This window comes from Streptomyces sp. NBC_01304, assembly GCF_035975855.1.
Taxonomy (GTDB): Bacteria; Actinomycetota; Actinomycetes; order Streptomycetales; family Streptomycetaceae; genus Streptomyces.
In genome coordinates, this window is sequence record NZ_CP109055.1 from 324,878 (window position 1) to 348,714 (window position 23,837).

21 protein-coding genes and 1 pseudogene are annotated in these 23,837 nt (G+C 67.4%); 10 read left to right on the forward strand and 12 right to left on the reverse strand.

Going from position 1 to position 23,837, the window contains the following annotated elements; all coding sequences use genetic code 11:
* Positions 1-104: 104 nt before the first annotated feature.
* Positions 105-1,271, forward strand: a complete 1,167-nt coding sequence (locus OG430_RS01380) for a pectin acetylesterase-family hydrolase (RefSeq protein WP_327350491.1) — start codon at positions 105-107, stop codon at positions 1,269-1,271.
* 368 nt (positions 1,272-1,639) lie between these two features.
* On the opposite strand, the gene OG430_RS01385 is transcribed toward OG430_RS01380, so the two are convergent.
* Positions 1,640-2,377, reverse strand: coding sequence for a DUF4097 family beta strand repeat-containing protein (locus OG430_RS01385; RefSeq protein WP_327350492.1), 738 nt, complete (start codon positions 2,375-2,377; stop codon positions 1,640-1,642).
* A 419-nt stretch (positions 2,378-2,796) separates the two neighbouring features.
* On the opposite strand from OG430_RS01385, the gene OG430_RS01390 reads away from it, so the two are divergent.
* On the forward strand, positions 2,797-3,486 hold the full coding sequence (locus OG430_RS01390) for a DUF4232 domain-containing protein (RefSeq protein ID WP_327350493.1): 690 nt from the start codon (positions 2,797-2,799) through the stop codon (positions 3,484-3,486).
* Positions 3,487-3,844: 358 nt separating this feature from the next.
* Complete coding sequence (locus OG430_RS01395) at positions 3,845-4,183, forward strand: thioredoxin family protein (RefSeq protein WP_327350494.1); 339 nt, start codon at positions 3,845-3,847, stop codon at positions 4,181-4,183.
* Between the two features lie 289 nt (positions 4,184-4,472).
* Here OG430_RS01395 and OG430_RS01400 read toward each other — a convergent pair whose 3' ends face one another.
* Positions 4,473-5,342, reverse strand: coding sequence for an alpha/beta fold hydrolase (locus OG430_RS01400; RefSeq protein ID WP_327358938.1), 870 nt, complete (start codon positions 5,340-5,342; stop codon positions 4,473-4,475).
* Between the two features lie 248 nt (positions 5,343-5,590).
* On the opposite strand from OG430_RS01400, the gene OG430_RS01405 reads away from it, so the two are divergent.
* Both OG430_RS01405 and OG430_RS01410 read left to right on the forward strand, forming a co-directional pair.
* The gene (locus tag OG430_RS01405; RefSeq protein ID WP_327350495.1) at positions 5,591-7,135 is read left to right on the forward strand and encodes a peptide MFS transporter; all 1,545 of its coding nucleotides are present in this window, start codon (positions 5,591-5,593) and stop codon (positions 7,133-7,135) included.
* 28 nt (positions 7,136-7,163) lie between these two features.
* Positions 7,164-7,990, forward strand: a pseudogene (locus OG430_RS01410) (MFS transporter).
* Positions 7,991-8,015: 25 nt separating this feature from the next.
* Here the strand turns inward: OG430_RS01410 and OG430_RS01415 are convergent.
* The 5 genes from OG430_RS01415 to OG430_RS01435 all read right to left on the reverse strand — a co-directional run bounded on the left by OG430_RS01415 (position 8,016) and on the right by OG430_RS01435 (position 15,342).
* The gene (locus OG430_RS01415) at positions 8,016-8,786 is read right to left on the reverse strand and encodes an alpha-ketoglutarate-dependent dioxygenase AlkB (RefSeq protein ID WP_327358939.1); all 771 of its coding nucleotides are present in this window, start codon (positions 8,784-8,786) and stop codon (positions 8,016-8,018) included.
* Positions 8,770-9,999: a hypothetical protein gene (locus OG430_RS01420; RefSeq protein WP_327350496.1), complete on the reverse strand. Its 1,230-nt coding sequence runs from the start codon at positions 9,997-9,999 to the stop codon at positions 8,770-8,772. Before OG430_RS01420 ends, OG430_RS01415 begins: the two co-directional genes overlap by 17 nt.
* Before the next feature lie 112 nt (positions 10,000-10,111).
* A complete protein-coding gene (locus OG430_RS01425; protein WP_327350497.1) occupies positions 10,112-14,125 on the reverse strand; it encodes a WD40 repeat domain-containing serine/threonine protein kinase in 4,014 nt (1,337 codons plus the stop codon).
* Between the two features lie 504 nt (positions 14,126-14,629).
* Complete coding sequence (locus OG430_RS01430) at positions 14,630-14,851, reverse strand: helix-turn-helix domain-containing protein (RefSeq protein WP_327350498.1); 222 nt, start codon at positions 14,849-14,851, stop codon at positions 14,630-14,632.
* On the reverse strand, positions 14,851-15,342 hold the full coding sequence (locus OG430_RS01435) for a DUF2975 domain-containing protein (RefSeq protein ID WP_327350499.1): 492 nt from the start codon (positions 15,340-15,342) through the stop codon (positions 14,851-14,853). The genes OG430_RS01430 and OG430_RS01435 overlap by 1 nt, the downstream gene beginning before the upstream one ends.
* Before the next feature lie 412 nt (positions 15,343-15,754).
* On the opposite strand from OG430_RS01435, the gene OG430_RS01440 reads away from it, so the two are divergent.
* Positions 15,755-16,621, forward strand: a complete 867-nt coding sequence (locus OG430_RS01440) for an LLM class flavin-dependent oxidoreductase (RefSeq protein WP_327350500.1) — start codon at positions 15,755-15,757, stop codon at positions 16,619-16,621.
* 76 nt (positions 16,622-16,697) lie between these two features.
* Here OG430_RS01440 and OG430_RS01445 read toward each other — a convergent pair whose 3' ends face one another.
* The 3 genes from OG430_RS01445 to OG430_RS01455 form a co-directional block, all read right to left on the reverse strand.
* A complete protein-coding gene (locus OG430_RS01445; protein WP_327350501.1) occupies positions 16,698-17,375 on the reverse strand; it encodes a pentapeptide repeat-containing protein in 678 nt (225 codons plus the stop codon).
* Positions 17,376-17,927: 552 nt separating this feature from the next.
* Positions 17,928-18,356, reverse strand: a complete 429-nt coding sequence (locus OG430_RS01450) for a DUF3592 domain-containing protein (RefSeq protein WP_327350502.1) — start codon at positions 18,354-18,356, stop codon at positions 17,928-17,930.
* Entirely contained in the window at positions 18,320-19,246 is a 927-nt protein-coding gene (locus OG430_RS01455) for a LysR family transcriptional regulator (protein ID WP_327350503.1), read from the reverse strand. Before OG430_RS01455 ends, OG430_RS01450 begins: the two co-directional genes overlap by 37 nt.
* 113 nt (positions 19,247-19,359) lie before the next feature.
* Between OG430_RS01455 and OG430_RS01460 the strand changes: the two genes are divergently transcribed.
* The 3 genes from OG430_RS01460 to OG430_RS01470 all read left to right on the forward strand — a co-directional run bounded on the left by OG430_RS01460 (position 19,360) and on the right by OG430_RS01470 (position 22,233).
* Positions 19,360-20,187 (forward strand): inositol monophosphatase family protein, encoded by an 828-nt coding sequence (locus OG430_RS01460; RefSeq protein WP_327350504.1) that lies wholly within the window; start codon positions 19,360-19,362, stop codon positions 20,185-20,187.
* Positions 20,188-20,276: 89 nt separating this feature from the next.
* Entirely contained in the window at positions 20,277-20,900 is a 624-nt protein-coding gene (locus tag OG430_RS01465) for an NAD(P)-dependent oxidoreductase (RefSeq protein ID WP_327350505.1), read from the forward strand.
* Between the two features lie 1,000 nt (positions 20,901-21,900).
* Positions 21,901-22,233, forward strand: coding sequence for a hypothetical protein (locus tag OG430_RS01470; RefSeq protein WP_327350506.1), 333 nt, complete (start codon positions 21,901-21,903; stop codon positions 22,231-22,233).
* Between the two features lie 161 nt (positions 22,234-22,394).
* Here OG430_RS01470 and OG430_RS01475 read toward each other — a convergent pair whose 3' ends face one another.
* A complete protein-coding gene (locus tag OG430_RS01475; RefSeq protein ID WP_327350507.1) occupies positions 22,395-22,766 on the reverse strand; it encodes a hypothetical protein in 372 nt (123 codons plus the stop codon).
* Positions 22,767-22,879: 113 nt separating this feature from the next.
* Positions 22,880-23,320: a transposase gene (locus OG430_RS01480; RefSeq protein WP_442816425.1), complete on the reverse strand. Its 441-nt coding sequence runs from the start codon at positions 23,318-23,320 to the stop codon at positions 22,880-22,882.
* On the opposite strand from OG430_RS01480, the gene OG430_RS01485 reads away from it, so the two are divergent.
* A complete protein-coding gene (locus tag OG430_RS01485; RefSeq protein ID WP_327350508.1) occupies positions 23,298-23,837 on the forward strand; it encodes a YrhB domain-containing protein in 540 nt (179 codons plus the stop codon). The two genes, OG430_RS01480 and OG430_RS01485, sit on opposite strands and share 23 nt — an antisense overlap.

The window sequence follows — 23,837 nt, forward strand, 5'->3', positions numbered from 1 at the left end:
CCCTAAGCCTCGGCGCCACCGACCAGAACCCGTCGAAAGTCAGGGTTCCGAACATGACCAGGGACAGGTGCGCGGCCAACCCGTCACCGCGCAGCCTCTGACGCATGACGAACCTCTCTCGTGGCGTGGGCGGCCGCCCACGCCGCCACCGTGTGCTGAGAACACCACTTCTGCTGCTGGCCGCTCTGGCCATCGTGCTGGCCGGCGGGGGTGCACTCTTGCTCAACGTCGGAGATGACACGCCCTACGCTGACGCCGCGTGGAAAACGGTCGAGCCGGGAGGCGACTGCCACTGCGCCGATGGGAGCGAGTTCACCTTCTGGGACCGGCGGACCGATCCGACCAAGGTCGTGCTGTTCCTGAACGGCGGCGGTGTCTGCTGGGACGCGGCCAGCTGTGCCTTCACCAGCGACGGCACCCCCGGCGAGAGCGAACTCTACGACTGGAACCTGCAATCCGACGGTCCGGGAAACAACTTCGAAGAGGACGGGATCTTCGACTTCTCCAATGACGACAACCCGTTCGCCGACTACTCGTTCCTCTACGTGGCCTCCTGCACCGGCGACGCGCACCTCGGCAACGTTTCCCAGAAGTACTCGGACACGTTGACCGTCGAACACAACGGCCACGTCAACGCCACCGCCGCCCTGGACCACCTCGCCAAGACCTACCCGGACGCCACCCAAGTCGTCGTCATCGGCAAAACCGCCGGGTCGATCGCCGCCCCCATCTACGGCGGACTGGTCGCCGACCGGCTCCCGAACGCCCAGGTCACAGTGTTCGGCGGCCAGTCCGGCGCCTGGCCCGACAACCCCGACTTCAACACCGACGTCCTCGACGCAGCATGGGGCGCCTACGACACCATGCCCGACTGGGCCGTCCAAGGACTCACCGCCCGCCAATGGGGCGTCCCCAGGTTCTGGACCCAAGCCGGCCAACACAACCCCGACCTCGTGCTGTCCCGATTCGACTACGCCTACGACCCGCACGCCGCCGTCGAGATCACCGAATGGGAACACGGCGACTCACCGAGCGTCGCCCCCGTGCCCGGCTTCGACGAGCTGGCCGTCATCGACGCCAACGAAAAGGCCATCGAAGCCGCCGGAGCGAACCTGCACAGCTACACCGCACCCGGTGATGGCCACGGACTCTTCGAGTTCGAAGGCTTCTACCAGATGAAGGTCAACGGAACCCGGCTGGTCGACTGGCTCGACACGCTGCTCACCGACGACCCACCCGACGACGTCCATTGCACCAAGTGCGATCCGTAGAACCGGTCCTCGACAAACAACTAAGGCTTGTCCCGCAAAGATCACGGAACGCGCACGGAGCTGCCCGATGGAGCGGTGACGTGGTCAGCTGGTTGCTTGTGGGCTGTCCAATGATCGAGCGAAGTCGGCGAGCGTGTGGAAGTCGTCCTCGCGCAGTCCGATTCGCGGGTTGACGTGGTGGAGAAGCCCGGGGCCCTCGTGGTGAGCGGCGCAATGCGCCTGTCTCACCTCCGTCACCGGGCCACGCCGGATCGCCCTGAAGCGACCCGGCGACCTCTGCCCTGCTCCACAGAAATCCGATTCCTCCCCGCCCTAAAGGACGGGGCATCCTCGGAGAAATCCGGTGATACGCAGTGGCCCAAGGCCGACTACCCTGCCGACTTCACCGTCAGGCTGCCGTTCGTCGTCGACAGATCCAGACGGTACGTTCCCGAAGGATCGTTCCGGAAGGCCACGTCCTTGTCGCCGTTGGAGGCTTCCGCCGAGATCCGATACTTGGCGGGCGGCACCGTTACGGTGAGGCCACCGCTGGTCGTGCGGGCCTTGATGTTCTGGGCGGTGGCCGTCTGGATCGTCACTGCACCGTTCGTGGTCTGGGTGTCGATGCCGCCGCCCTTGGCGCCTTTGACCTTGACGTCGCCATTGGATGTACGCAATTTCACCGGGCCCGTCGCGCCGTTCACGGCGATCGCGCCATTGCTCGTGTGCACGTCGACCGCGCCGACGCCGGACAGCGTGAGGCCGCCATTGGTCGTTCCACCCGCCACCGGAAGGCCGGCGGGCACCTTGACCTCGTAGTTGACGCCGCATTTCTCACCGCAACCGGAAAGCGTCAGGACACCGTTTTCCACGCGGAAGGAGACGCCGTCCGGCTTGTCACCCCGGTAGTTGATTTCGCGATGCACGGAGACCGTGGAGGTTTCCGCCGAAGCTTCTATCCGTACCCCACCGTTGGCGCTGTCGAGGCGGATCGAGCTGACCTTCTGAGACACCTTGGCCTCGTCCTCGAAGGTCGTCTCGCCAAGGTCCGAGCAGGCAGCCAGCCCGCCGACCGTGCACGCGGTCACAGCCACTGCCACAAGAACGCGCACGGGTTGGCGGCGCATGAAATTCCCCCTGAGTGAAGCAAGTTGAGTCGATGATCGTTCAGCAAGACCTTACGGCAGCTCTCTCGCCGTGACCGATGGCTGGTCGGCCGAGGACACCGGCCCATCCCTCCGCCTTCAGTCGGCGATGTCCTCGGCACTGCCCTAGGCCACCAGCGCATCGACCAGTCGGCTGTCGAGCGCGTCCGCACTCTCGTGTCCACGTCCACGCAACAGACCGCGACGGTTGGGCAGGACAGCCGCGGCTGTGGCGCCGGCCGGGCCAGCCATTGCCCGCTAAATCCCCCCCGCCTTCACGCCGTCTGTACTTGATCGGTAACAAGACACCGCGACTGGCGAGTTGCAGATCACTTCTGGTGCAGAATCAGTCCGCCAGCGAGTCGCTACCGGCCATGTACGGCCGATCACGGGGGAACATCATGAACACTGCTGCCCGCAGAATCCGCACCGGTTCACGTGGCTGGAAGTCCTACGTTCTGGGCACCGCGGCGGCCGCCGCACTCCTGGCCACCACCGCATGCGAGCCCGGCTCCGACGATGCCGCAGACGCACCCAAGACGTCGGACCGGCCAAGCGCGACGAGCTCAGCGTCGCCAAGTGCGCACACGTCGAAGCAGCCCAGCGACAGCGGTGACCAAGACGACAAGGGCGGGGACGGCGACGACTCCGGCACCCCCCTGTGCTCCTTGGACGACCTGTCGGTGTCCGCCACGAACTATGACGCGAAGGGCGAGCCGGTCCGGCACATCCTCCTCGTCGCCACCAACTCGGGCAGCAAGAAGTGCGACATCCAGAACTACCCCGAGGTGACGCTCGGCGACGCCCAGGGCCCGGCCCCGGTGAAGAAGGGAACCGACTCCGGCGAGGTCCTCACCCTCGCTCCCGGCCAAAAGGCATACGCCGGACTGCTCGCCACCGGCGGCCACATGGACACCTACGACGTGACGTCCATGACCCTTGGCCTCGGCAGCCCCGGCGGCGAGAGCGAAGCGGCCCCGCCCATCGACCTGACCATGCCCGTCAAGTCGTTCCCGGCCGACGACGGCCAGCGTGTCACTTACTGGGCAGGTACCGAGGGCCTCGCCATGCGTCCCGTGACCCAGTCCTGACGAACTCGGGCACCCACCCGCCACAACAAGCCACGGCCTGCTCCCGCACCCACTGCAGCGCTCCGCCTCGCGGTCACACACCAGGCCATGTCATTCACGAAGTCCCGGACTGCACGTGCAGTCCGGGACTTCGTCCCATCTGGTAGGGCGGGAGGACTCGAGCCTCCATCCGCAGCGAGGCCTGCAGGCACAATCACGAGCGACTGTTGCGGGCGGGACCGGATGCGTACGCAGTCCGGCGGGTGGCAGGGGGCGCGCAAGGTCTGTCGGTGCTGCCCAGCGGCCCAGGGGGGCCTGCCCTGCGGTGGGCTTCGGTCATGATGGGGGCTGCTGTATTGCTGATCATCAGGGAGTGTCGATGGCGAGTCGTGTTCACCAGCCCATGGAGCCGGAGGAATTCGACTTCATCCTCGCCAAGTCCCCAAGGCCGGTGCTCGCCTTCTTCTCTGGTACCTGGCCCAAGGCCGTGAATGTGTGCAGGGAGATGGACTCCGTTGTGCGTGAACTGGCGCAGGAGTACGACGATCGCCTGACGGCGGTGAAGGTCGACATGACCCGCTGCCCGGAGCCGACGCGTCGATTCGGCGTCACGGGAGCACCGACATTCCTCCTGATCAAGCAGGGCGAAGCGGTGGCTACGTGGCAGGGCCCCTTGGACGGGGAAGAGCTAAGGAAGTTCGTAGCCACACACGTCTGACACCCGTGGATACTCGGGGCGCGCCTTCGGCCTCACCGAGCACGCCCGTTCTTTCCGCCATGCATGGGCAAGGGTGACGGCAGGGGCTGCGCGTGATGGTTCAGCGGTCGGACCCCTCGCGGGAAAGGGGCAGGCGCAGCGCGGAAAGCACAGCTCAAACCCGGACAGACGCCCGGCCGTGGCCCGCCCAGGGCAGGCCACGGCCACAACCAGCCCTCGTAAAGCGGGGGACGAATCCTCTCGGGCATCCGCTGCTCCGGTTATCGGAACTGCTCGTCCAGCCGTTGGCCTACGAGGCGCCGTCAAGGACCTCCCGTAGTCGATGTGCGAACTCGTCCGGCTTCCCCGGATATCCGAACTCTCCGTCGAGGAACCCGCCGTGATGGCTCGGGAACACCGTCACCCTCTGCCCGAGCAGCTCGGCGGTCGCCACGGAGGTGCGTCCGGTCAGCACGTGCTCGGACTCCTCGCCCACCGCGATCACCACGCGGGTCGGCGCCGCAGCGATCGCGTCGACGTCCGGCCGATAGCTGCTGACGGCCCATGACCGGTCGGACAGCAGCGGATCGTCCCGCGAGCCGTCATCCTCCGCAGGCATCCCCAACGCGGCGGGATCTGCCTCCGGCTGCGCGAAGTACGCGTCGGTGAACTCTCCCTCCCACGAGGTCATGGCCACGAACGCAGCCATCCCGGCCCCCCATCCCCGCTTTTCGTACGCCTCTCGTACACCGGCCCGCGCTTGCACAGCTGCCGGGCCGTCCGGCGTGAGGGTGATGAGCGGTGGCTCGTGTGCGACCAGGGTGGTCACGTCCGCCGGATACTTCGCCACGACGGCGAGGGCGGTGATCGCTCCGCCACTGCTTGCGAACATCTCGACCGGTCCGGCCCCGAGGGCCTCGACGATGGCGTGTACGTCGTCGGCCTGGGTCTGCGGCGTATGGTCGACCCGCCCATCCTTACGGGTGCTGCGGCCGAGCCCGCGCGGGTCATAGGTCACGACGGTCCGCTCTGGGAAGCGCGCCGCGAGCGCGGCAAAGCCAGTGGCATCCATGGGCTGCCCGATCGTGAACAACGGCGGGCGCCGGTCTGCGGTCGGCAGCGGCCCGCGGACGTCGTAGACCAGGTCCGCGCCGGCTGTCTCGAGTGTGTGAGTCTCCAGGCCCGTGAAGACCGGCCCCGCTCCAAAAACTCATCGGCGCGACGGCCGTCGCGCCGATCAGGGGCCTGCAGCCGGCCCGGAGGCCGGGAGCCGTTGATCTGCCGCTCGCGTTCAAGGGCACCGGCGCACGCCGGACAGAGTCAGAGTTTGACCAAATCAGGGCAAAACGTTACTGAAAATGACTTCCAATAAGCCATCATTGAATGCAGGGGGCAACTGGTTCGAAGTCCACGGCAAGGGTGTGCAGCATGAGGGTTCGGTCGCAACGTAAGGGCACCCCGGGAGAGCAGGCGCCCGCGAAGCGGCACCCGGCGTCCTTCCGGGACCACCCACATGGTCTGGCGACCCTCGCCCTGACGGAGATGTGGGAGCGGTTCAGCCTCTTCGGCATGGTCGCGATCCTCGTGCACTTCTTCGTGTCCTCGAAGCAGGGCGGCGGCATGGACCTCGCCACGGACAGTTCCGTGGCGGTCGCGGGCGTGTACCTGGCCATGATGGGTCTGCTCGCGCTCCCCGGCGGCTGGGTCGCCGACCGCTTCCTCGGAGCGCGGCGCGCGGTGTTCCTGGGCGGCCTCGTCATCATGACGGGCCACATATGCCTGGCGATCCCGGGCAACTACGGTGTCTGGCCGGGGCTGTTGCTCATCGCCGTCGGCACCGGACTGCTGAAGACCAACATCACCTCGATGGTCGGCTTCCTCTACGCCAGGGACGACACGCACCGGCGCGCGGCCGGCTACTCGCTCTACTACATGGGCATCAGCGTCGGCGCCCTGATCGCCCCGATGATCGTCGGCTTCCTCAGCGAGGAGATCGACTGGCACGTGGGCTTCGGCGCCTCCGCGGTCGGCATGGCCATCGGCCTGACACAGTTCGCGCTGGGCAGGAACCGGATGGCCGACAGCTACCGGGAGCACCCGGTCCTCCCGCTCACGGCCCGCGAGCGCCGCAACGTGCTGCGCGGCATCGCCGGCGCGGTCGTCGGCGTCGCCCTGCTCGTGCTGCTCGCCGCCGAGACCGGGGCCCTGAGCCTCGACAACCTCACGTACGCTCTGGCGGCCCTCGGCCTGATCGTCCCGGCCGTCTACCTCGCCCACATGTACCGCTGCCCGCACGTCACCGCCCCGGAGCGGGTGAAGCTCAAGGCGTACATCTGGTTCTTCGCGGCCGCCGCCCTGTTCTGGATGATCTACGACCAGATGGCGACCACGCTCAACATCTTCGCCTCGCAGAAGGTCGACCTGCACCTGGCCGGCTGGGCAATGCCCGCGAGTTGGACCATGTCCTTCCCTTCCGTGTACGGGATCGTGCTCGCCCCGCTGATCGGGATGCTCTGGCTGCGCAAGGGGCGGAGGTTCTCCACCCCCGGCAAGTTCTCCGTGGCGCTCGGCCTGATCGGCGGCTCCTTCCTCGCGATGGCCGTCGCCTCGTCGCTGGCCGCCGGGGGCGCGAAGGTCTCCCTGTGGTGGCTGGTCGGCGTCTACTTCATCCAGGTCGTCGGCGAGCTGTGCCTGAGCCTGGTCGGCGTGGTGATCACCATGGCGCTCGCGCCGCGCGCCTTCACCAGCCAGATGATCGGCATTTGGTTCCTGGCCGCCGCGACCGGCGACAGCATCGGCGGCCAAGTACCGCGCCTGGACGGCGTGATCGGGCAGACCGGCAACTTCCTGTGGCAAGGAGCCCTCCTCGTCGTCGCGGGCCTGCTGATGCGCAAGGGCGCCAAGTGGCTGCGTACACAGATCGGCGAACAGCACTCCGGCGGGCGGGCGGCCGAGGTCGCGGTCACCGCCTGAGACACGACGCCACTGCTTTGCCCCGCCCCTGGAAGGACCCACGGTGCACCGCACCCAGACCACTCGGGACCGCGCGCCCGCACGACCCGACCCCGTCGCCAGGCGCCGAACCGGCATCCTGGTGCCCCTGGTACTCGGCGGCCTGACCGCGCTCCCCTCCCTGTCCATGGACATGTACCTCCCGGCACTGCAAGAGGTGAACGACGCGCTGGCCGCCCCCACTGCGACCGCCCAACTCACCCTTACCGCATACCTGTTGGGCATGGCCCTCGGCCAGCTGGCAGTCGGACCGATGACCGACCGATGGGGCCGCCGCCGCCCGCTGCTCATCGGAATGACCGTCTACGCGGCCGCCACCGCCGTCTGCGTCGTCGCGCCCACCGTGGAACTCCTCATCGCCGGACGCCTGTTGCAGGGGCTGGCGGGCGCCGCCGGCCTGGTCACCGTCGTCGTCGCCCGCTGGCTGCACGAGACACTGCCCCAGGAGCGCCGGCACTCCGGCGGGGTCGGTCATGCCCTGCACACATGACCAGCCTGCCGCTCATCGGGCGGGTGAGCCTGAACAAGGTCCTGGCCGTCGGCCTGACCCTGATGACGCTGGCCGCCGCCGCGTTCCTTGTCATGGTCTCCGGGCTGGTCGGTGACGTGGGACTCGTCCCGGTCGCCGTCGCATTGTTCCTGGTCGGCGCGGTCGCCTCACCACTGGTGGGCATCGCGGGCGAGCACACGGCGCTGCCGATGGCGCTGGTCCAACTCGCCGCCGTGCTGGGCGCACTGCTCTGCTTCCTCGGGCTGTGCCGACCGTGGCGACCAGGGGCGGCGCTACTGGTCGCCCCCGCACAAGGCGCGGTCTGACGGCGCCGGCTGAGGGCCCTCATGGTCAGGCGGGCGGCATCAGATCGCTCTCGCTGATCGTGTACGTCAAGCGGGGGTAGCTGAAGTGCGTTTCATTGTTCTCGCGGCGCCGTAGTTGGTAGAACTCGCGCCTCTGCTCATCGTCGGCCGACATGAGGCGCGCCCCGTGTGGGAGGTACGCGTGTCCGTCGCGAAACCGAATGAACGTCTTTGACGTGCGAAACGTTACGCCCAACCATTGGTTGTCCGTCGTCTGGACAGGTGTGTCCAAGACGATTTTGTGCTTGAGTCGCCGATTCGAGTCAACGGAGAACACGACGACACTGTGGTGGGCGAGGGGGATCTCCAACGTCTCACCACCGGACTCCTTTGATTCGAAGATCAGTTTCCTCGGCGAGCCGGATTCGGGGTGTTCGTAGCAGGAGAAGACGGCGATGGACGACTCGTTGGCCAGGTCGAGTGCTTGGTCGGAATGGCTGCCCATGGTTTTGTAGGCGTTCGTGTAGGTCTCGATGAGAGCGTTGTTGAAGCCCACCGACAGTGCCGCACGTTCTTGAATCTCTTGCGCAAGTCGTTCGTGCACCGCCCGGAAACGCTGCGCCGGGCCGCCGTATCGCGTGGTAGTACGCACGAGAGGCACACCGCCCGCCTCATCGATCTTGGTGAGCACGGCGCCTCGTCTGCCTTTTCCTGCATCTTCGAAACGAGTCGACGCGGACAGCTCCGCAAAGAGATTCTCCTCGATTGGCAAAGCGCACGAGAAGATCTCATCCGAAATTCTAGACTCGGGGGGCAACATAGTCTCCCGTGTTCATGCTGAAGAGAAATTCATCACCGTAATCGATGAAGGACGAGGTCCTGTTCTCCTCGGCGTACAGCCTGCGCAGATCGTCCATGCCGGCCGGCGTGGGTGGCTCCAGCTTCACCAAACCTCGGGCCGTTTTAAGGAACGTGTCGCCGTCCTTGTGAACGGCTTCGGCGCTCGAACAGCGCACCACGTATCCCAGGCGGGTCGGGAGCAGTTCGGCGTCCAACGTTGAGGGCCGGATTTCGTGCGTATACAGGCGGTTGGTGGACAGCGGCATGAAGAACACGGAGCCGGGATAGAGCGGCACGGTGAACTGCCCAGGGAGTGTGACCCCGTGGCGTTCGCCGGTCGGCTCCTTGAGGCGAAAGCGGAGTTTGGTCAGCCCGCTGGTCCCCTTCACGCCGTAGTCGAAGGCGTCTTCGGCCAAGGGCTGCAGTTTGTCGAGCCGGTCGTAGAAGGTGCAGAAGGCCATGATGCCGTTGCCGGGCATGTCCTTGGTCTTGTCGGCATGCGCCGAGATCTTGGCCTTGGACTGCTTGCGCTCGGCTGTGGCAAGGGTGTTGTGGTAGATCTGCGCGAGGACGTGATTGAGCGGTGCCTGGTTCCGGAAGACCGTGGCGACCTCACGGTTCAGCTCCTCGACGATGTCCGTGTCGGTCGGGCGAAAGCTCTCGGTCGGCCCCGAGAGATTCGTGGAGCACCGGAGCAGGCGGAAATGCAGGTCGTCACCGTTTCGCGTGACGGGCGTCAGATAAATGCCGCTGCGATGAGCTGTTCCCGGCTTGGTGGACTCCGTCAGTGACTGGAACGCGTGCTCCGCACGGATCCGTCCGAAGTGATCGGCGCCGAGGCCGAAAAAGCGTCGGTAGTACACGCCGACGCCGTGTACGCGAAGGGGAACTCGTCCGAGGTGGACGAGGGTCCAGGGGTGGTCGTCGTCCTCGCGGTAGCCGTGTGAGAGTTCCCGGATCACGAATACCCGGGCAGCGGCGTGCAGTTGGGGTCTGCTGATCCCGGAGATATCGCCACACAGGTAGACGGTCTTCTGCGCAAGGTTGTGCGAGCCAGAAGCAAGGTCCTCCGGCATGATCGTGGACCCGAAGAAGTCCCTGATCAAGTCATGGTCCTGCAACACCGAAGGCGCCACCAAGGTGTTGCTCGTATCCTCGATACGGGCCTCTGTCAGCTCTGTTGTGTCCATCAAACGGCACCTTCCGTCCGCAGATCTTGGTGGATTACTCACCACCGCACGGGATTCCGGAACAGGCCGCCCCCTAGTTCGCTGACCTGCTCCGCGTTCCTCTTGCCAAGGGCTACATGAACGGGTCGAGTTCGTTGTCGTCGTAGTCGTGCTCGATGCGCGGTCGGTAGGCGCTTGCCCGCACGTGGCGGAGGAAGTCCTCGGGGAGGTCCAGCTGGTAGTTCTCGAGGTAGTGGATCGAGTCGGTGCGCCACACCCACACACCGTCCGTGTGCAGAGACGGCCCGCCGAGGATGAACTCCTGCGGGCGGAACAGGTCGGGAATGGCTGACATGAAGTCGATCGCGACGAGCTCTTCGGCCTTCATGTACGCGATGACCTGGGCCCGGTCCTCGACCACTTGCCCCGTGCGGGCGTCATGGATGGAGGGAAGGTAGGCCAGCCTCCCTTCGTACATCTGCCGGTACAGCCCGACCGGGTTCAGCCCTGTGGGCGCCGGGTCAGGGTCCGGACTCGGGGTGACAGGGCGCGGGGCCTCAACTACCTCGCTTCGGGAAGGTGTCGAGGGGGCGGCTGCCAGGCGTTGGAGTTGGGCGCGTACACCGTCGGGCCGCAGCCAGCCGTAGCCGGCGTCTTGGAGGCGAGCGAGCAGGGTCTCCACATCGCGGTCGGCCAACGGTGTCGGGTGCCAGGCAAGGAATGCCTCCAGGTGCGCCCGCGCGGCTTCGTCCCAGTCGGCCGGTTCATGCGCGGCCAGGTCCCAGTCGAGTTCCCAGAGCCGGACGATGCCGTCCTGTTCCCCGGAAAGCGCGTAACGGCCGTCCGGCGTCAAGGAGATGCTGGACACGCTTGTCCGGTGACCTTCGAGGACGCGGATGCAGCGTCCACTCTCCACATCCCACACACGGACGCGGGCGTCGGTGTGGCCGGACACCGCAAAACGGCCGTCGGCGCTGAGCTGGACGGCGTTCGCCGGGCCCGCGGTCTCGTCGAATACCCGCACGCACTGCCCGGTCGCCGTGTCCCACAGGCGGATGGTCCGTTCGCTGGAGAGCACGGCTCGCTCGTCCATGCTCAGGCACACCGACGTCAGTTGGTCGACGTGCCCCCGCAGCGTCAGCAGGCCCAGGCCGCTGTCCAGGTCCCACAGCTGTACGGAATTGGCGGCGTATCCGCGGTGAGCGGCAAGGCGCTCGCCGGCGACGGCTCCGGCCGTGTCCGCCTGATCGCGGGTGGCCTCCAGCGTCATCGGCAGTCTGCTGCTCTCCAGGTCCCACACCCGGATCATGTTCCCCACCGCGCCGACCAGAGCCGACCGGCCGTCAGGGCTGAACCGCATCCACGAAATCCCGTGCAGGTCCCCCTCCATCACCCGCAGGCACTCACCGTCCTCGGCGCGCCACAACCGCACAGTGCCGTCCTGGCACCCGGACAGCACATACCGCCCGTCGTCGCTCAGCCGGACCGACTCGACCTTGTGGTGGGAGTGAGCGTCCAGGACGCGGATGCACGCTCCGCTTTCGAGGTCCCACAGCCTTGCCGTCCGGTCGCTGCCGGCGGTCACGGCGATCCGCCCGTCCCCGGACACGTCAACGGAGTTCAGGAAGCGGTCATGGGCGCGCAAGGTCCTGACCGGCCAGGCCGACCGCAGGCCTGCCCGCACCGTTGAGCGGCCCAGGGCCTGCCATGCAGAAAGGAGCTCGGGATCCCGTTGGAATCCGGGGGTACTCCTCGCCTGCGTGAGCAGATCGAGTGCGCGGGCGTACCGACCGGACGCGCGTGCCTGCTCCGCCTCCTCGGCCAGGGCCGTCACCCGGCCCCTCAGCCGGCTCACCTCGCTGTGCGACCGTGGGCCGCTCGGGAGCAGCACGCTGGCGTGTCCGCCCGGCAGTTCCCAGGTACGGCGGACATCCGAATCGACGCAGCCCGCGTGCCGGCCGTCCGGGCTCGGCGCGACCGCGAGCGGCTCGCTCTCCAGACCCTCGAAGGTGCGCAGGCAGCGGCCGGTCTCCAGATCCCAGAAGCGGATGCTCTTGTCCCGTCCGCCGCTGATCGCGTGCCGGCCGTCGGCGGTCAGGGACACCGCCGCCGCCGTCTTGGTGTGCCCGGCCAGCGTGCGCACCAACCGGCCGCTGCCGACGTCCCAGATCCGGATCTTTCCATCGTCGCCGCTGGTGACGGCCCTCTCGCCGTCCGCGCTGATGCCCATCGGCACGGAGAAGCTGGAGCCCCGCAGGACATGCCGGAGCCGTCCGGCGGACAAGTCCCACAGCCGCACCGTGTCATGCTCAGTGCCGCCGGCCGACAGTGCCCAGCGCGCGTCCCCGCTCACCTCGAGGGTCCGCCCGTGTTCGTCGGGGCAATCGAGAGTGAACCGGCCCTTGCCGGAGTGGAAGTCCCAGACAAGGATCTTCCCGTAGGACGTGGCGCACAGTGCCAGGCTCGCGTCACCGCTCAAGCGCACCTGGCGGATTGCGCCCTTGTACGGTCGCCCCTCCGGAAGGGGGATCGCCGCGCGGCCCAGGCAGCGGCCCTCGGTCAAGTCCCAGAACCCCACCACCTCGTCAGCACCGGCGGAGAGGGCGAAACGCCCGTCCGCGCTCACGTCGACGAAACGGACCTCGCGTTCGTGTCCTTCGAGGGAGACGAGACACTTCCCGCTCTGGACGTCCCACAGCCGCAGCGTGCCATCACGGCTCCCGACGAACGCGAACCGCAGGTCGGGAGTGAGCCGGATCGCGGGCCTGAAGGCGGGCGGATGAGCGAGCCACGGAACATCGGTCTGGTAGACGCAGCCGGCTTCGGTGAGATCTCCAGAACGCAACGTGCGCAACGCATCCTGGACCTCGGGCTGTTCTGGCTGCTCGCGTATGAGCGCGTCGGCCAGCGCCCGCGCCGCGTCGAGGTCGGCGCGTTCCAGATGCACCTGGAGAAGGGCGAGCCGCGCCTGCCACGCGTCGCCGGTGTCGGCGCGTACCGCTTCCATGTCGGCGAGGAGCCCGGCATCGCTGATCTCACCGCGCCGCCACCGCCACATGCCGGCGTTGTACGAGGCCCGCACGTGCCGCGGATCCGCTTTCAGCGCTGCCGCGAACGCCTCTTGCGCCTGGGCAGGCCTGCCCAGGTCGACCAACGACAGTGCGCGGTTGTTCCACTCGTCCGCCCGCAGATCGGCTGCTGCCGGCCGGCTGCGCGGGTACGGGCGACCTGCCCCCTCCCGATACATGCCCACCAAGGCTTCGGCGACCTCGGCCATCGTGCGCGGTCGTTGGGCCGGGTCCGTCTCCAAGCACCGTGCGAGCAGGTCGGCCAGAGCATCCGGCGCCTGCGGCAGGCCGTCTTCTTCCGGACCTCCGGCGCGGTAGACGGCCAGCACCTCACCGGCGGCGGAGCCGATCATCCACGTGACGCCGCCGGTGAACATCTCCAAGACCGACACCGCGAAGCTGTAGATGTCGCTGCGCCGCCCCAGAGCCTGCCCGGCCAACTGCTCAGGCGAGGCGTAGGCACGAGTCATCCCGCCGGTGGGCACCATGATGGTCTTGTCCGACGCGTTGCCGCCTTCGGGCCGCATCCGCGCGGTCGCCTGCGCACGCGCCAGCCCGAAGTCGGACACCTTCGCCATGAGATCTTGCGGGTCGTCGCCGTCGATCAGGACGTTGTCCGGCTTCACATCCTGGTGGACCAGCCCCCGGCCGTGGGCATGTTCCAGCCCCCAGGCGACCTGGATCGACACGTCCAGGATCCGCGCCAACGCCTCCTGCCGCCCGCCTTCATACAGCCGCCGGTCGTTGATCCACTCCCGCAGGCTGCCACCGGCGACGTACTCCGCGAAGACCCGTGGGATGCCGCCCATCGTGCGCACGTAGTAACAGCTGCACACGTTCGGATGCAGCCCCAACGACACCCACGTTTCCGCCTCGGTGATGAACCGCTCGCGGTCGGCCGCGCTCGTGAACCATTCCGGCCGCGGGCACTTCACCGCCAGGTCCATCCCCCAGGCCAGATGCCGAACCCGGTAGACCAACCCCATCCCGCCGTGCTCATGCACCAGGGAGACCTCGTACCGGCCGTCGATGATGTCACCAACGCCCCACACCGCCGGAGTCTCGACTGCCTCGTCCATGGATCCCCCCGATACCATCCAAGATCATCGACGATCGGCCACTATACAGCGGGGAGTTGAGCCCTCCGACGCCGATGACGCCTATGCCTATTCCCAACCTGGCGCCGATGGGGGGCAGTTGGCGGGCCGCAGGGGAGGATCGAGGCACTGGCCGACAGGTCTCCGACCAGACACGCGACGCGGCGACGGCTCGTCCCAAGAGCCCGCAGCGGCTCGACCTTCTACCGGATCCTCCACGCGTGGCAGCACCTGCTCCGCTCGCATGACACCGGGACCACCAGGACTACCCGCACGACGTACGCCTCCTCGATGGCGTACGCCGACCCGCGCCGAGACTGTTGCGCCAGGCCCGCGCCTGCGGTGAACTCCGGCAATTCCAGGAGGTTCTGGCTCGCCGCCTCCCCCGCCACACCTGCCCGGGTGGGACCTGGGCAGTGTCTTGGAGCAGGACGAACGAGGCAGCGAGGAGAGGGATGCCGACAACGACGGGTCGGCAGGCGCGGTTCATGGGCCTGCGGCGTCCTCGGCCTCCCAGCGAAGCAGGTCGCCCGGCTGGCACTTGAGCACCTCGCAGAGCGCGGCGAGCGTCGTGAAGCGCACCGCCTTGGCGCGGCCGTTCTTGAGGACCGCCAGGTTGGCGGGGGTGATCCCTACGCTGTCTGCGAGTTCGCCCACGGACATCTTCCGCCTGGCGAGCATCACGTCGATGTCGACGGTGATCGGCATCAGATGACCTCGTCCAACTCGGCCTGCATATGTGCCGCTTCGACGTCGCGGGCGACGGCCTGGGCGAGCAGCATTCGCAGCACGAGCACGAGGAGCGCGACTCCCAGGATGGCCACGCCGATCCCGCCCATGATGAGGGTGACGCCCGGGTCGTCCCGCTGGCCGGGCGCATTGATGGCCGTGACCGCGAACCACACGAGAGCAGCCGCAACGATCGCGCCGATGATGACGTCCACGTACCGGAAGGCGGCGTGGGAGAACACGGTTCCGCGCCGCACCATCGTGACCAGTCGCCATACACAGACCAGGGCGACCTGGGCGGTCCCGATGCCCAGGATCGTGATCAGGCGCAGCGGGGTCAGCGGGAGCGAACCGTCCTCCGGGTCATTCCCGCTGACCAGCGCCCACACCATCAATGCCTGTACGAACACGGTGCCGGTGAGCACGACCACGAGCACGGCGCGCAGCGCGCGCACTGTCAGCTTTCCCATGACCCACCCTTCCATCGAACCACGATGGAAATCTATCGAATATCGATATGCGAAGCAAGGTCTCTACCGGAGAGCGGGCGGCGGCTGAGGCCGTCCACCGGCTACGTGAACGGCACCGGGACCGCCAGGAACATCCGCTCGACGCACACCGCACCTCCCCGAGGGCGCACGCCGCGCGTAGCGGTCAGAGGCAGCCACCAGGGCAGCCGGCGCCATGAGTTGGTATCGGTGCTGGTCAGGGGTGAGGTAGACGCGGAACCGGCCTCCACCCGCTCATCCCCAGGCTCGATTCCGCGCTCGGCCCCGGCTGCTCGCGCTTCGGCGCCCCCGCAGTCGGGGCACCGATGGACTCCACGAGGTGATCGCGCATAAACCGTTGCCTGGGCAGGTGGAGGTACCCCACGATGCCCGGATGCGCTTCTCGATCAATATCCCGAACTTCGGCGACTTCGCCGACCCCCGAAACGTGGCAACCGTAGCGGCGGCGGCCGAGGAGTCCGGGTGGGACGGGCTCTTCGTCTGGGACCACGTCCATTACCGGGGCTACTCGGGGCGGCCCTTCGGGGACGCGTGGATGCTGCTGACCGCGGCCGCACTCGCGACGTCACGGATCCGGGTGGGGACACTCCTCACTCCGGTAGCGCGCTATCGCCCGCAGCAACTCGCCCGGCAGGTAGCCACCTTGGACAACCTCAGCGGAGGCAGAGTCATCTTCGCCGCGGGGCTGGGCGGGCCGGTCGAGGACGAGTACGGCAGCTTCGGCGACTCCACCGATCGACGTGTCCTCGCCGAGCGACTGGACGAAGGACTGGAGTTGTTGGGGCAGTTCTGGACGGGCGAGGCTGTCGACCATCACGGTCGGCACTACCAGGCGCGGAACGTGAGCCTGCAGCCCGCCACCGTGCAGCGCCCCCGGCCACCGGTGTGGATCGGGGGATTCTGGCCAAACCGTCCGCCCATGCGACGGGCCGCACGATGGGACGGCGCGGTTCCCCTGTTCGACAACGCCCTGCATGGACACCCGCCGGACCCCAAGGACGTACGGGAGTTGATCAACTATGTGCGCGGCCATCGAGAAGGCGACACCCAGCGCCCCTTCGACCTCGTAGTCGGCGGCGCCACTTCGGCGGACGCCGCCAAGGCCAAGGATGTGATCGGCCCGCTGCGCGACGCGGGTGCCACCTGGTGGGACGAAAGGCAACTCGATCCTGGCCCCGATGTGGACTGCCTGGCTCCGGTGCTGCGGCGCATCGAGGCGGGGCCACCGGTACTCGATTAGACGCCCCACACCAAGGGGCAGGTGACAGCCTGCCAGGGGTAGGTGGTAGCAACTCAGGCATCTCCCCGCAGAAGAGCTACACCCTACGGGGAGGGCTGTCGCTGACCTTCGCACAGTGACTCACGGACTTGCCGCGGGGCTCGAGGACTTCAATCGCTGCCCCGCGGCTGTTCAGCCAGGCTTCGAGTTCGCTGCCTGCCAGTTCACGACGGGTACCGGCTTCGTGGACATGGGCAGGACCGAAGAGACTGCCGGTGAGCCCACGGACACAAGTCTCGTCATCGAGTTCCGTGCGGAAGGACGTCTCCCGTACGGAAGCACCAAAGAGGTCGGCGCCTCGCAGGTCCACGTCGAGGAGGAAAGCGCCATCGAGCCTCGCCGCCCGCAGCCAGGCCGATCGCGCATCCACTCCTGCGAGTTCCGCGCTCCCCAGATCTGCTCCGTTCAGGTTCGCCCCGCGCAGGGACGCTCCGTCAAGCACGGCCTTGACGGCCTCCGCCCCGGTGAGGTCTGCCAGGTCGAGCACGGCATCGTCGAGACGCGCACGGTAGAGGTCCACGCCCACCAACCTCGCGCCGCGCAGCACGGTTTGCACGAGGAGCCCCATGGCCAGATCAGCACCAGAAAGATCGGCCTGCGACAGGTCAAGCCCGCAGACCTCCAACGTGCTGTCGGCCTGTGCCTGCCATTCCCTCAGCGCCTCGGCCGGCAGCAGGGACACGCACCTGTCACCCACCCCGGACAACTCGACCACTCCCTCACTCCCTCCACGTTGCTCGACGACCGCTGCGCTGGGCGCCGGTGGGCCACTGAGGATCAGCAACCCGCCCGACGAGGTGGCAGCAGCCTCGGGGCTCGCCGTGGATCACGGCTAGGGCCGAGATGGCAGGAGGCCGCCATCCTCTACGGCAGCTTTGAAGCAGAGCATCAGACAAGTACACACCGGGTGCACAGGCCCGCCAGGAGCCGCGGTCGCGTCGGCAGCACAGTGGCCCAACACAGCTCCGCTTGCGAGCCCCCGTCCGCCGCTGGCGGTGTGTTGAGCGCGGGCCGCCCGGCGCGCCATGCCGCCGGCACTCCCCCGGTTCAGGCCGGCATTCACACCGAGCCTGCCGGCAAGGTGCCCAAGGAGTACGCACCCGACGCACCCGCGCCAGAGCTACGAGACGACGAGACCACGAGTCGACCGCAGGCCGCACGCACCAGCAGTGCCGGCTCGGCAGGCGCGATGACGGCGTCGTGCCAGATCCCCAAGGGCTTGATGCAGCACAGGGGCCCTGCCGCGCAGCCAGCGCGTTGTCGCTTGTCAGAGGGTGAGGAGCCGGACCAGCAGCGCCACCACCGTGCCTGCGGTGAGTGCCGACCCCAGCACGGTGAACAGCCGGGCGACGGTCGCCGTCGCGTCCCACCCATCGATCGCGAACCGACGGGGGTTTTCCGGATCGTATTGGACCATCACATGGCTCCCCACACCGAAGTCGTCTCCGACGACACCGCGGCCAAAGGTCGACGCGTACTCGCACTCGTGGCCGTCCCGGGCCCTCCAGGCGACAACCGGAAAGTAGGCCGGGCCGCTGTCGTCGCTCCGCCTCGTCTCGTGTCGGGTGATCAGCGCCTCGGCGGTCACGCCGACGCGACGGAGCGCGCTTGCCCGGCGGAGCCAGTAGGCGCCGAAGGCGAGGAAGACCACGCCGATCGTCAACGGGATGAGAGAGAAGAACCATTCGCGTTCCATGCGCGGTGGAGCGCCTTGCGCGCGTGTTCGCGGAGCCACGCGTGTGCGGGGTCGTTGTCGTAGCGGTGATGCCAGGTGAGCTGGATCGGGATGTCGGGCATGGCCAACGGCAGGGGCCGGGCGTGCAGGCCGAGGGCTTCCAGGTGGGGGCGGCTGAAGACTTCGGGGACGGCTGCCAGCAGGTCGTGGTGGCTGATGAACTGCAGTGCTGTCGCGATGGTGGGGGTGGCGGCGACGACCTGGCGGGATTGGCCGTGGGCTTCCAATGCGTCGTCGATGGGGTCCCGCAGTCGCCCGCGTCGCGAGACTGTGATGTGTTCGGCTGCCGCGTAGTCGGCCAGTGTCATCTCACCTGCCGCCAGGGGGTGTTCGGGTCGCATGGCGAGGATGAGCTGATCGTGGCCGACGATCTCGTGCCGGAGTTCGGGGGTGGCGGGTGTGCTGGACCCCGCTTCCAGGTCGACGTCTCCGCGCCGTGGGTCGTGGATGTCGCTGCTGGCTTCGGCAAGGAAGCGCAGGCGGACTCCGGGGGCTTCGGCGCGCGTCGTCTGCAGGAGCGCCGGGCCGGCGGCCCCGGTCAGGGCGTCGTGCCATTTCAGGATGAAGGTGCGTGTCAGGGAGGCCGGGTCGATTTCCGTGTCCGGGGAGAGCAGCTGGTGGGCCTGCTGTACGAGGTCGTGCACCGATTCGCGCAGGGCGATGGCCCGTGGGGTGGGCGTCATGGTGCGGCCGGTGCGCACCAGGATCTGGTCGCCGGTGGCCTTCCGGATGCGGCCCAGCGTCCGGCTCATGGCTGGGGCCGATACGTGCAGGCGGCTTGCAGCGGCTGTCACGCTGCCTTCTTCCAGCAGCGCATCCAGTGCTACCAGGAGATTCAGGTCCAGTTGCATTTGAGTAAATCCACCTGTAACTAGATTGCATTTGAAGTTAATGATGCCTGCTCCTAATGTCGAAAGCGAGCAGCCGGAAGGTTGCGAATCCCCCTTCGGATTGGAGCTTTCCGATGAGCGCGTTTCCTGCCCCGCACCGTGTCCGTTCCTCCGAGTTCGCTGCCGCCTTGGACGGCGCCGTCACTGCGGTGAAGGCGGGCGGTGAGCACCTGCTCAAGCGATACGACCGCACGGCCCGGCCCGGCGACCTCAACGAGATCGTGCGCGACATCTACGCGAACGACGAGGCCGTCCTCGCGGTCGTCAAGGAGCCGCTTCTCGCTGCCCGTCCGGGTTCGCAGTGGTCGGAGGACGAGCTGGCCGGCGGCGCGCTGCCCGAGGGCGAGTGGTGGGTCGTCGACACGGCCGAAGGCAACATCAACCACATTCACGGCATGAACGACTGGTCGGTGACCGCCACCTTGGTACGCGACAACACCCCCGTCCTGACAGCCGTGTACGTGCCGCTGACCGGCGACCTCTATACCGCCGTCCAGGGCCAGGGGGCCTTCCTCAACGGCCGGCGACTGCAGGTCTCCGCCAAGAGCGACCTCAAGGCCGCGCTGGTGGGCACCGGCCAGGCCAAGCCCGGCGAGACCGAGGAGGCGCTGCGACGCTTGGGCGCCTCGGTCACCGCCATGCTGCTCAGCGCCCTGGTCGTACGTGCCTCGGTGCCCGCCACGATGCAGCTCATCCACGTTGCCGCTGGTCGCATGGACGCCTTCTGGCAGTTCTCCGACGTGCGCTCCGGCCTCCTGCCCGGCGCCCTGCTCGTCGCCGAGGCCGGCGGCATGGTCACCGACACCCGCGGCGAGCCGTGGACCCCATCCAGCCAAGACTTCCTGGCCACGGCCCCCGGCATCCACCAGCAGGTCGTCGACGTACTGACCAGCCTGACCTGACTGTCGCACCTCACCTCTGCTCCGCCGCCGGGGCCACCACACTCGCGCCAGGCCCCCTCCCGCAGCCCTGCCACCCCCTTGGAGAGTCAATGAAGATCGCCGTACTCGGTTCCACCGGCCAGACGGGCCGCCTGGTGGTTGCCCGCGCCCTTGAGCGCGGACACGATGTCATAGCCCTCGCCCGGCGACCGGAACAGGTCGACACCGCGGTCGCCGGAAACCTGCACGTGGTGCAGGCCGACGTCGCCCACCCCGACAGCGTGGTGAACGCCGTCGCAGGAGCCGACGTCGTCATCAGCGGCCTGGGCATCACCAAGAAGCAGGACCCCACAGTCCTCTCCGACGGCGCCCGGCTGATCGCCTCGGCAGCCCCGCGCGTCATCTGGCTCACGTCGCTGGGCATGGGCGCCACGGAGGGAGCGCTCGGCAGCCTCAACGGCGCGCTCCTCAGGCGCATCCTGCGCCACGAGTGGGACGCCAAAGACGTCGCCGGACGCGCCGTACGCAGTGCGGGCGGCACCACCGTCTACGCCGGACCCCTGACCAACAAGCCGTATCAGGACAACGGGCGCCTCGTGCGGGCCACGGACTACGTGCCGCGCATGATGCCCCCCGTGGCGCCGCGCGCCGGCATTGCCGCCCTGATGGTCGCGGAAGCCGAAGCCCCCCGCTTCGCTGACACCGACACCATCGCCCTGTTCAACGGCCGCTGAGGCGCCAATTCTTGCTTGCCGGTCGTCAACGGTCTGACCACCCGACACTCGCACCCAGGAGCAGCGCAGGCGGCGTTGCCGGTGATCTCCCGTAGGCCCTGCCCATCAAGCGCCTGGGCACGCTCCGCAACATCGTCGAGCAGCCCTTCGCCCTGCTCCAGCAGTTAAGACGCGCAGGAGCAGCGAACGTCCCTCTCGGACTCGAACAGGGGCTATCAGGACGGTCCTTGGTGCAGAAAAGCGGGGTGTCCCAGAGCTCGTCGCCGTAGGAGATGCACAGAGGCAGGGCGGATGGATCACCTGGACGTTGAGGCCGCTCCCTGGCCATGCCAACCTAGATGTTGACGTTCTGCACGATGGCCTCGCCCCGGACGGCCCGAAGCCCGGGGGCAGTTGCCGCACGGGCAACCAATCCTGGCCGCGAACACTCTGGCAGCCAACACCCCTGGTGCCGTCAAGACGTCGCCCTCCGCCTTGCGGTCGCAGCGGTGTTTCCGGAAGCACCCGCTGGAGCAGCACCCATAACTCGTCCGGCACCAGCTGCTCCACCATGACGCTCACGGCGGTCAGCGACCTCTTCGAACCCATCTTTGAACCCCGGTTGATCTCGTACCTACGCCTCGTTGGAGAGGTCGGTACACACCAGGCTCACCACACGTCAGTGGCCAGACAGAGGGCTTGACATGCACAACAGTGTCGCGGCCTGCGAAGCCCTCTTCCGGGTGCGCTCATGGACCCCGAGATCACCATCGTCTGGGCCGAGGCACGCTCGTCGCCTGGGCCACGCCCTCCTCCACCTGACAATCAGGATCAACTCCTAAGGGTGTCGGCGAGCCCAGTGCAGGTCGTCGTCCTCACCGTCAGTGCCTGCTTTTGAAGGCTGTTGGTGCAGCTGGTGGGTAGGCATGCGCGGGTGCTCGGGTCCGGGGGCGGGTGTGATAGTCGCGTGACCTGTGGTTGTTAGCGTGCTCGGACACTGCAGAAAACGGGGGCAAGTCTGATGGCTATCAACGCGATATACCGCAATGCCGAGCCGGCCGAGAAGGGCTGGCAACGGGCGGCCTTCGCCCTCTTCTTCGTCAACCTGCTGGCGATACTGGTGACGGTGAACGTGGCAGGGCAGGCCTGGGACGCCTGCGGCGTTTCGGATGATTCGTGCAGGGATGCAGTACTCAGCGCCAATGACGCGTCCAACTGGTGGATATTCGCCGCGTGCACGATCGGGATGGTGGCGGCCGCGCTGCCAGCCCGCCGACAGCTGCGGACATGGCGGATCGTGCTGATGGCCAGTGAATGTGCGGCGATGGTCGCCCAGACGCTCGTGTATCCCTGATCCCAGGCGAGACAACTCCGGTCGTCAGTGCAGCAGGACGAATCCGCAGCGCGTCCGGACGGATGAGCAGCGATCCGGCACCTGGACTCGCTTCAGTGCTGCCGACTTCGGCGGATCCTTAAGGTTCAAGGATGGGTTCTAGGAACCCATCTCTGAACCTCTCAGTCGAAAGCATCGGTCATGCAGTCCGACTGGCCGTCGGCGGCTTCAAAGGCGTAGCGCAGGGCGGCAGCCGCCTCTTCGCGCTCCACGACGTATCCGTAGTACTGACACGCCATCGTGGTCACGTCATCGACCGTGACGATTGCCGGTTCGCCGCTCGCGGCGCGGCGGCGCGCGGCGGCCATCGCCATGCCCGCAGAACACAGCAGGTTTCTGGAGCGCTCCCGGTTTCCGGCGGCCTCAGCACGCTTCGCCGAGAGTGGGCGCAGGACGAGTCCCCGCCAGACGAAGCCAGCGGCGACGAGTACGAAACCCAGCACTACGAACACGAATCCGCCGGCGTCGCGAGGCATCCAGCCAGTCTTCACCATGCCCACGGACTCCGTCACTGCAATCACCTTGCCGGGGACTCCTGGGGGGCACACAAGGGGAGTTGAAGGCCCTGATCGAGGCCGAGGATGAAGATGCAGATCCCGACGGGTGATCACGCTGCCTGAACAGTCGTCGCCGGTCGGGGCAAGGCAGCACTGGGGCGGGTGGGCTGCCGGGTCAAGCGCCGAGCCATGAGCGTAATAGCGGCCAGGGTGAGCATCGCTGCGGAGTGCTCGGGCCTGGGCTCGTAATCACGGACGTTCCGGTGCGCATGCAACAACCACGCCAGCAACCGCTCCACCACCCAGCGCCTCGGCAGAATCACAAACCCCTTGGCGTCCTTCGGTCTGCTCACGGTCTTGATCGTGAGGCGGCTCGTCAGCCTCGACCGCAGTCTGGAGCGCGACCGCAGCGTCGGCCGGCGCGGTCTCACCGACCTTGGCATGCCCGTGATCACTAGACCGCGCTCCGACCCGAGGCGCGGATGAAAACGGCTGGTCGTTTCCTCACTCGTGGGAGATGCTGCCTGGATGTTCGACCGTGAATTCGCCATCCGCCTGGTGGAGGCGCAGCTGGAGCGCGAGTCGCCGGGACAGCTTCTGGTGGCTCATGTTGAAGAACACGAGCTTGTGTGGATCGCCTCCTACCAGTCCGCGGAGTATGTGCGGACGGGCGACCCATCCCAGATGCTGGCAGGCAATGGCCCGTTTCTCGTCGATCGCGTGGATGGCGGGCTGCACTCGATCGGAGTGGTGTCAGCAGTCACCAACGCGTGGGAATCGGACTATCGGACCCGCATCCGCGGGATGGCGACCCGCACGGCAGTCGACGACCTGCACGACGAGCTACGCCAGACGACAGCAACTCGCGGTCGGATCTTCGCTATGCACGTGCTGCGACAGAAGGTTCCAACACTTGCTCACGCGGAGGCCATCGAGTACATCAACGCTCTGCGAAGCGGCTCAGCACCGGCTCATCTCGCGGCAATCTCTGCCAAGACCCTTGTCCCCGAACCGGATCCCGTTCTCAGCGTTCACACCATCCAGCCAGGACAACGCACCACCAGCTGA

Coding starts and splice junctions, on each gene's coding strand:
- OG430_RS01380 (WP_327350491.1), top strand. CDS start 105: ATGACGAACCTCTCTCGTGGCGTGGGCGGCCGCCCACGCCGCCACCGT.
- OG430_RS01385 (WP_327350492.1), bottom strand. CDS start 2,377: ATGCGCCGCCAACCCGTGCGCGTTCTTGTGGCAGTGGCTGTGACCGCG.
- OG430_RS01390 (WP_327350493.1), top strand. CDS start 2,797: ATGAACACTGCTGCCCGCAGAATCCGCACCGGTTCACGTGGCTGGAAG.
- OG430_RS01395 (WP_327350494.1), top strand. CDS start 3,845: ATGGCGAGTCGTGTTCACCAGCCCATGGAGCCGGAGGAATTCGACTTC.
- OG430_RS01405 (WP_327350495.1), top strand. CDS start 5,591: ATGAGGGTTCGGTCGCAACGTAAGGGCACCCCGGGAGAGCAGGCGCCC.
- OG430_RS01420 (WP_327350496.1), bottom strand. CDS start 9,999: ATGGACACAACAGAGCTGACAGAGGCCCGTATCGAGGATACGAGCAAC.
- OG430_RS01425 (WP_327350497.1), bottom strand. CDS start 14,125: ATGGACGAGGCAGTCGAGACTCCGGCGGTGTGGGGCGTTGGTGACATC.
- OG430_RS01430 (WP_327350498.1), bottom strand. CDS start 14,851: ATGCCGATCACCGTCGACATCGACGTGATGCTCGCCAGGCGGAAGATG.
- OG430_RS01435 (WP_327350499.1), bottom strand. CDS start 15,342: ATGGGAAAGCTGACAGTGCGCGCGCTGCGCGCCGTGCTCGTGGTCGTG.
- OG430_RS01440 (WP_327350500.1), top strand. CDS start 15,755: ATGCGCTTCTCGATCAATATCCCGAACTTCGGCGACTTCGCCGACCCC.
- OG430_RS01450 (WP_327350502.1), bottom strand. CDS start 18,356: ATGGAACGCGAATGGTTCTTCTCTCTCATCCCGTTGACGATCGGCGTG.
- OG430_RS01455 (WP_327350503.1), bottom strand. CDS start 19,246: ATGCAACTGGACCTGAATCTCCTGGTAGCACTGGATGCGCTGCTGGAA.
- OG430_RS01460 (WP_327350504.1), top strand. CDS start 19,360: ATGAGCGCGTTTCCTGCCCCGCACCGTGTCCGTTCCTCCGAGTTCGCT.
- OG430_RS01465 (WP_327350505.1), top strand. CDS start 20,277: ATGAAGATCGCCGTACTCGGTTCCACCGGCCAGACGGGCCGCCTGGTG.
- OG430_RS01470 (WP_327350506.1), top strand. CDS start 21,901: ATGGCTATCAACGCGATATACCGCAATGCCGAGCCGGCCGAGAAGGGC.
- OG430_RS01475 (WP_327350507.1), bottom strand. CDS start 22,766: ATGGTGAAGACTGGCTGGATGCCTCGCGACGCCGGCGGATTCGTGTTC.
- OG430_RS01485 (WP_327350508.1), top strand. CDS start 23,298: ATGTTCGACCGTGAATTCGCCATCCGCCTGGTGGAGGCGCAGCTGGAG.
- OG430_RS01480 (WP_442816425.1), bottom strand. CDS start 23,320: ATGGCGAATTCACGGTCGAACATCCAGGCAGCATCTCCCACGAGTGAG.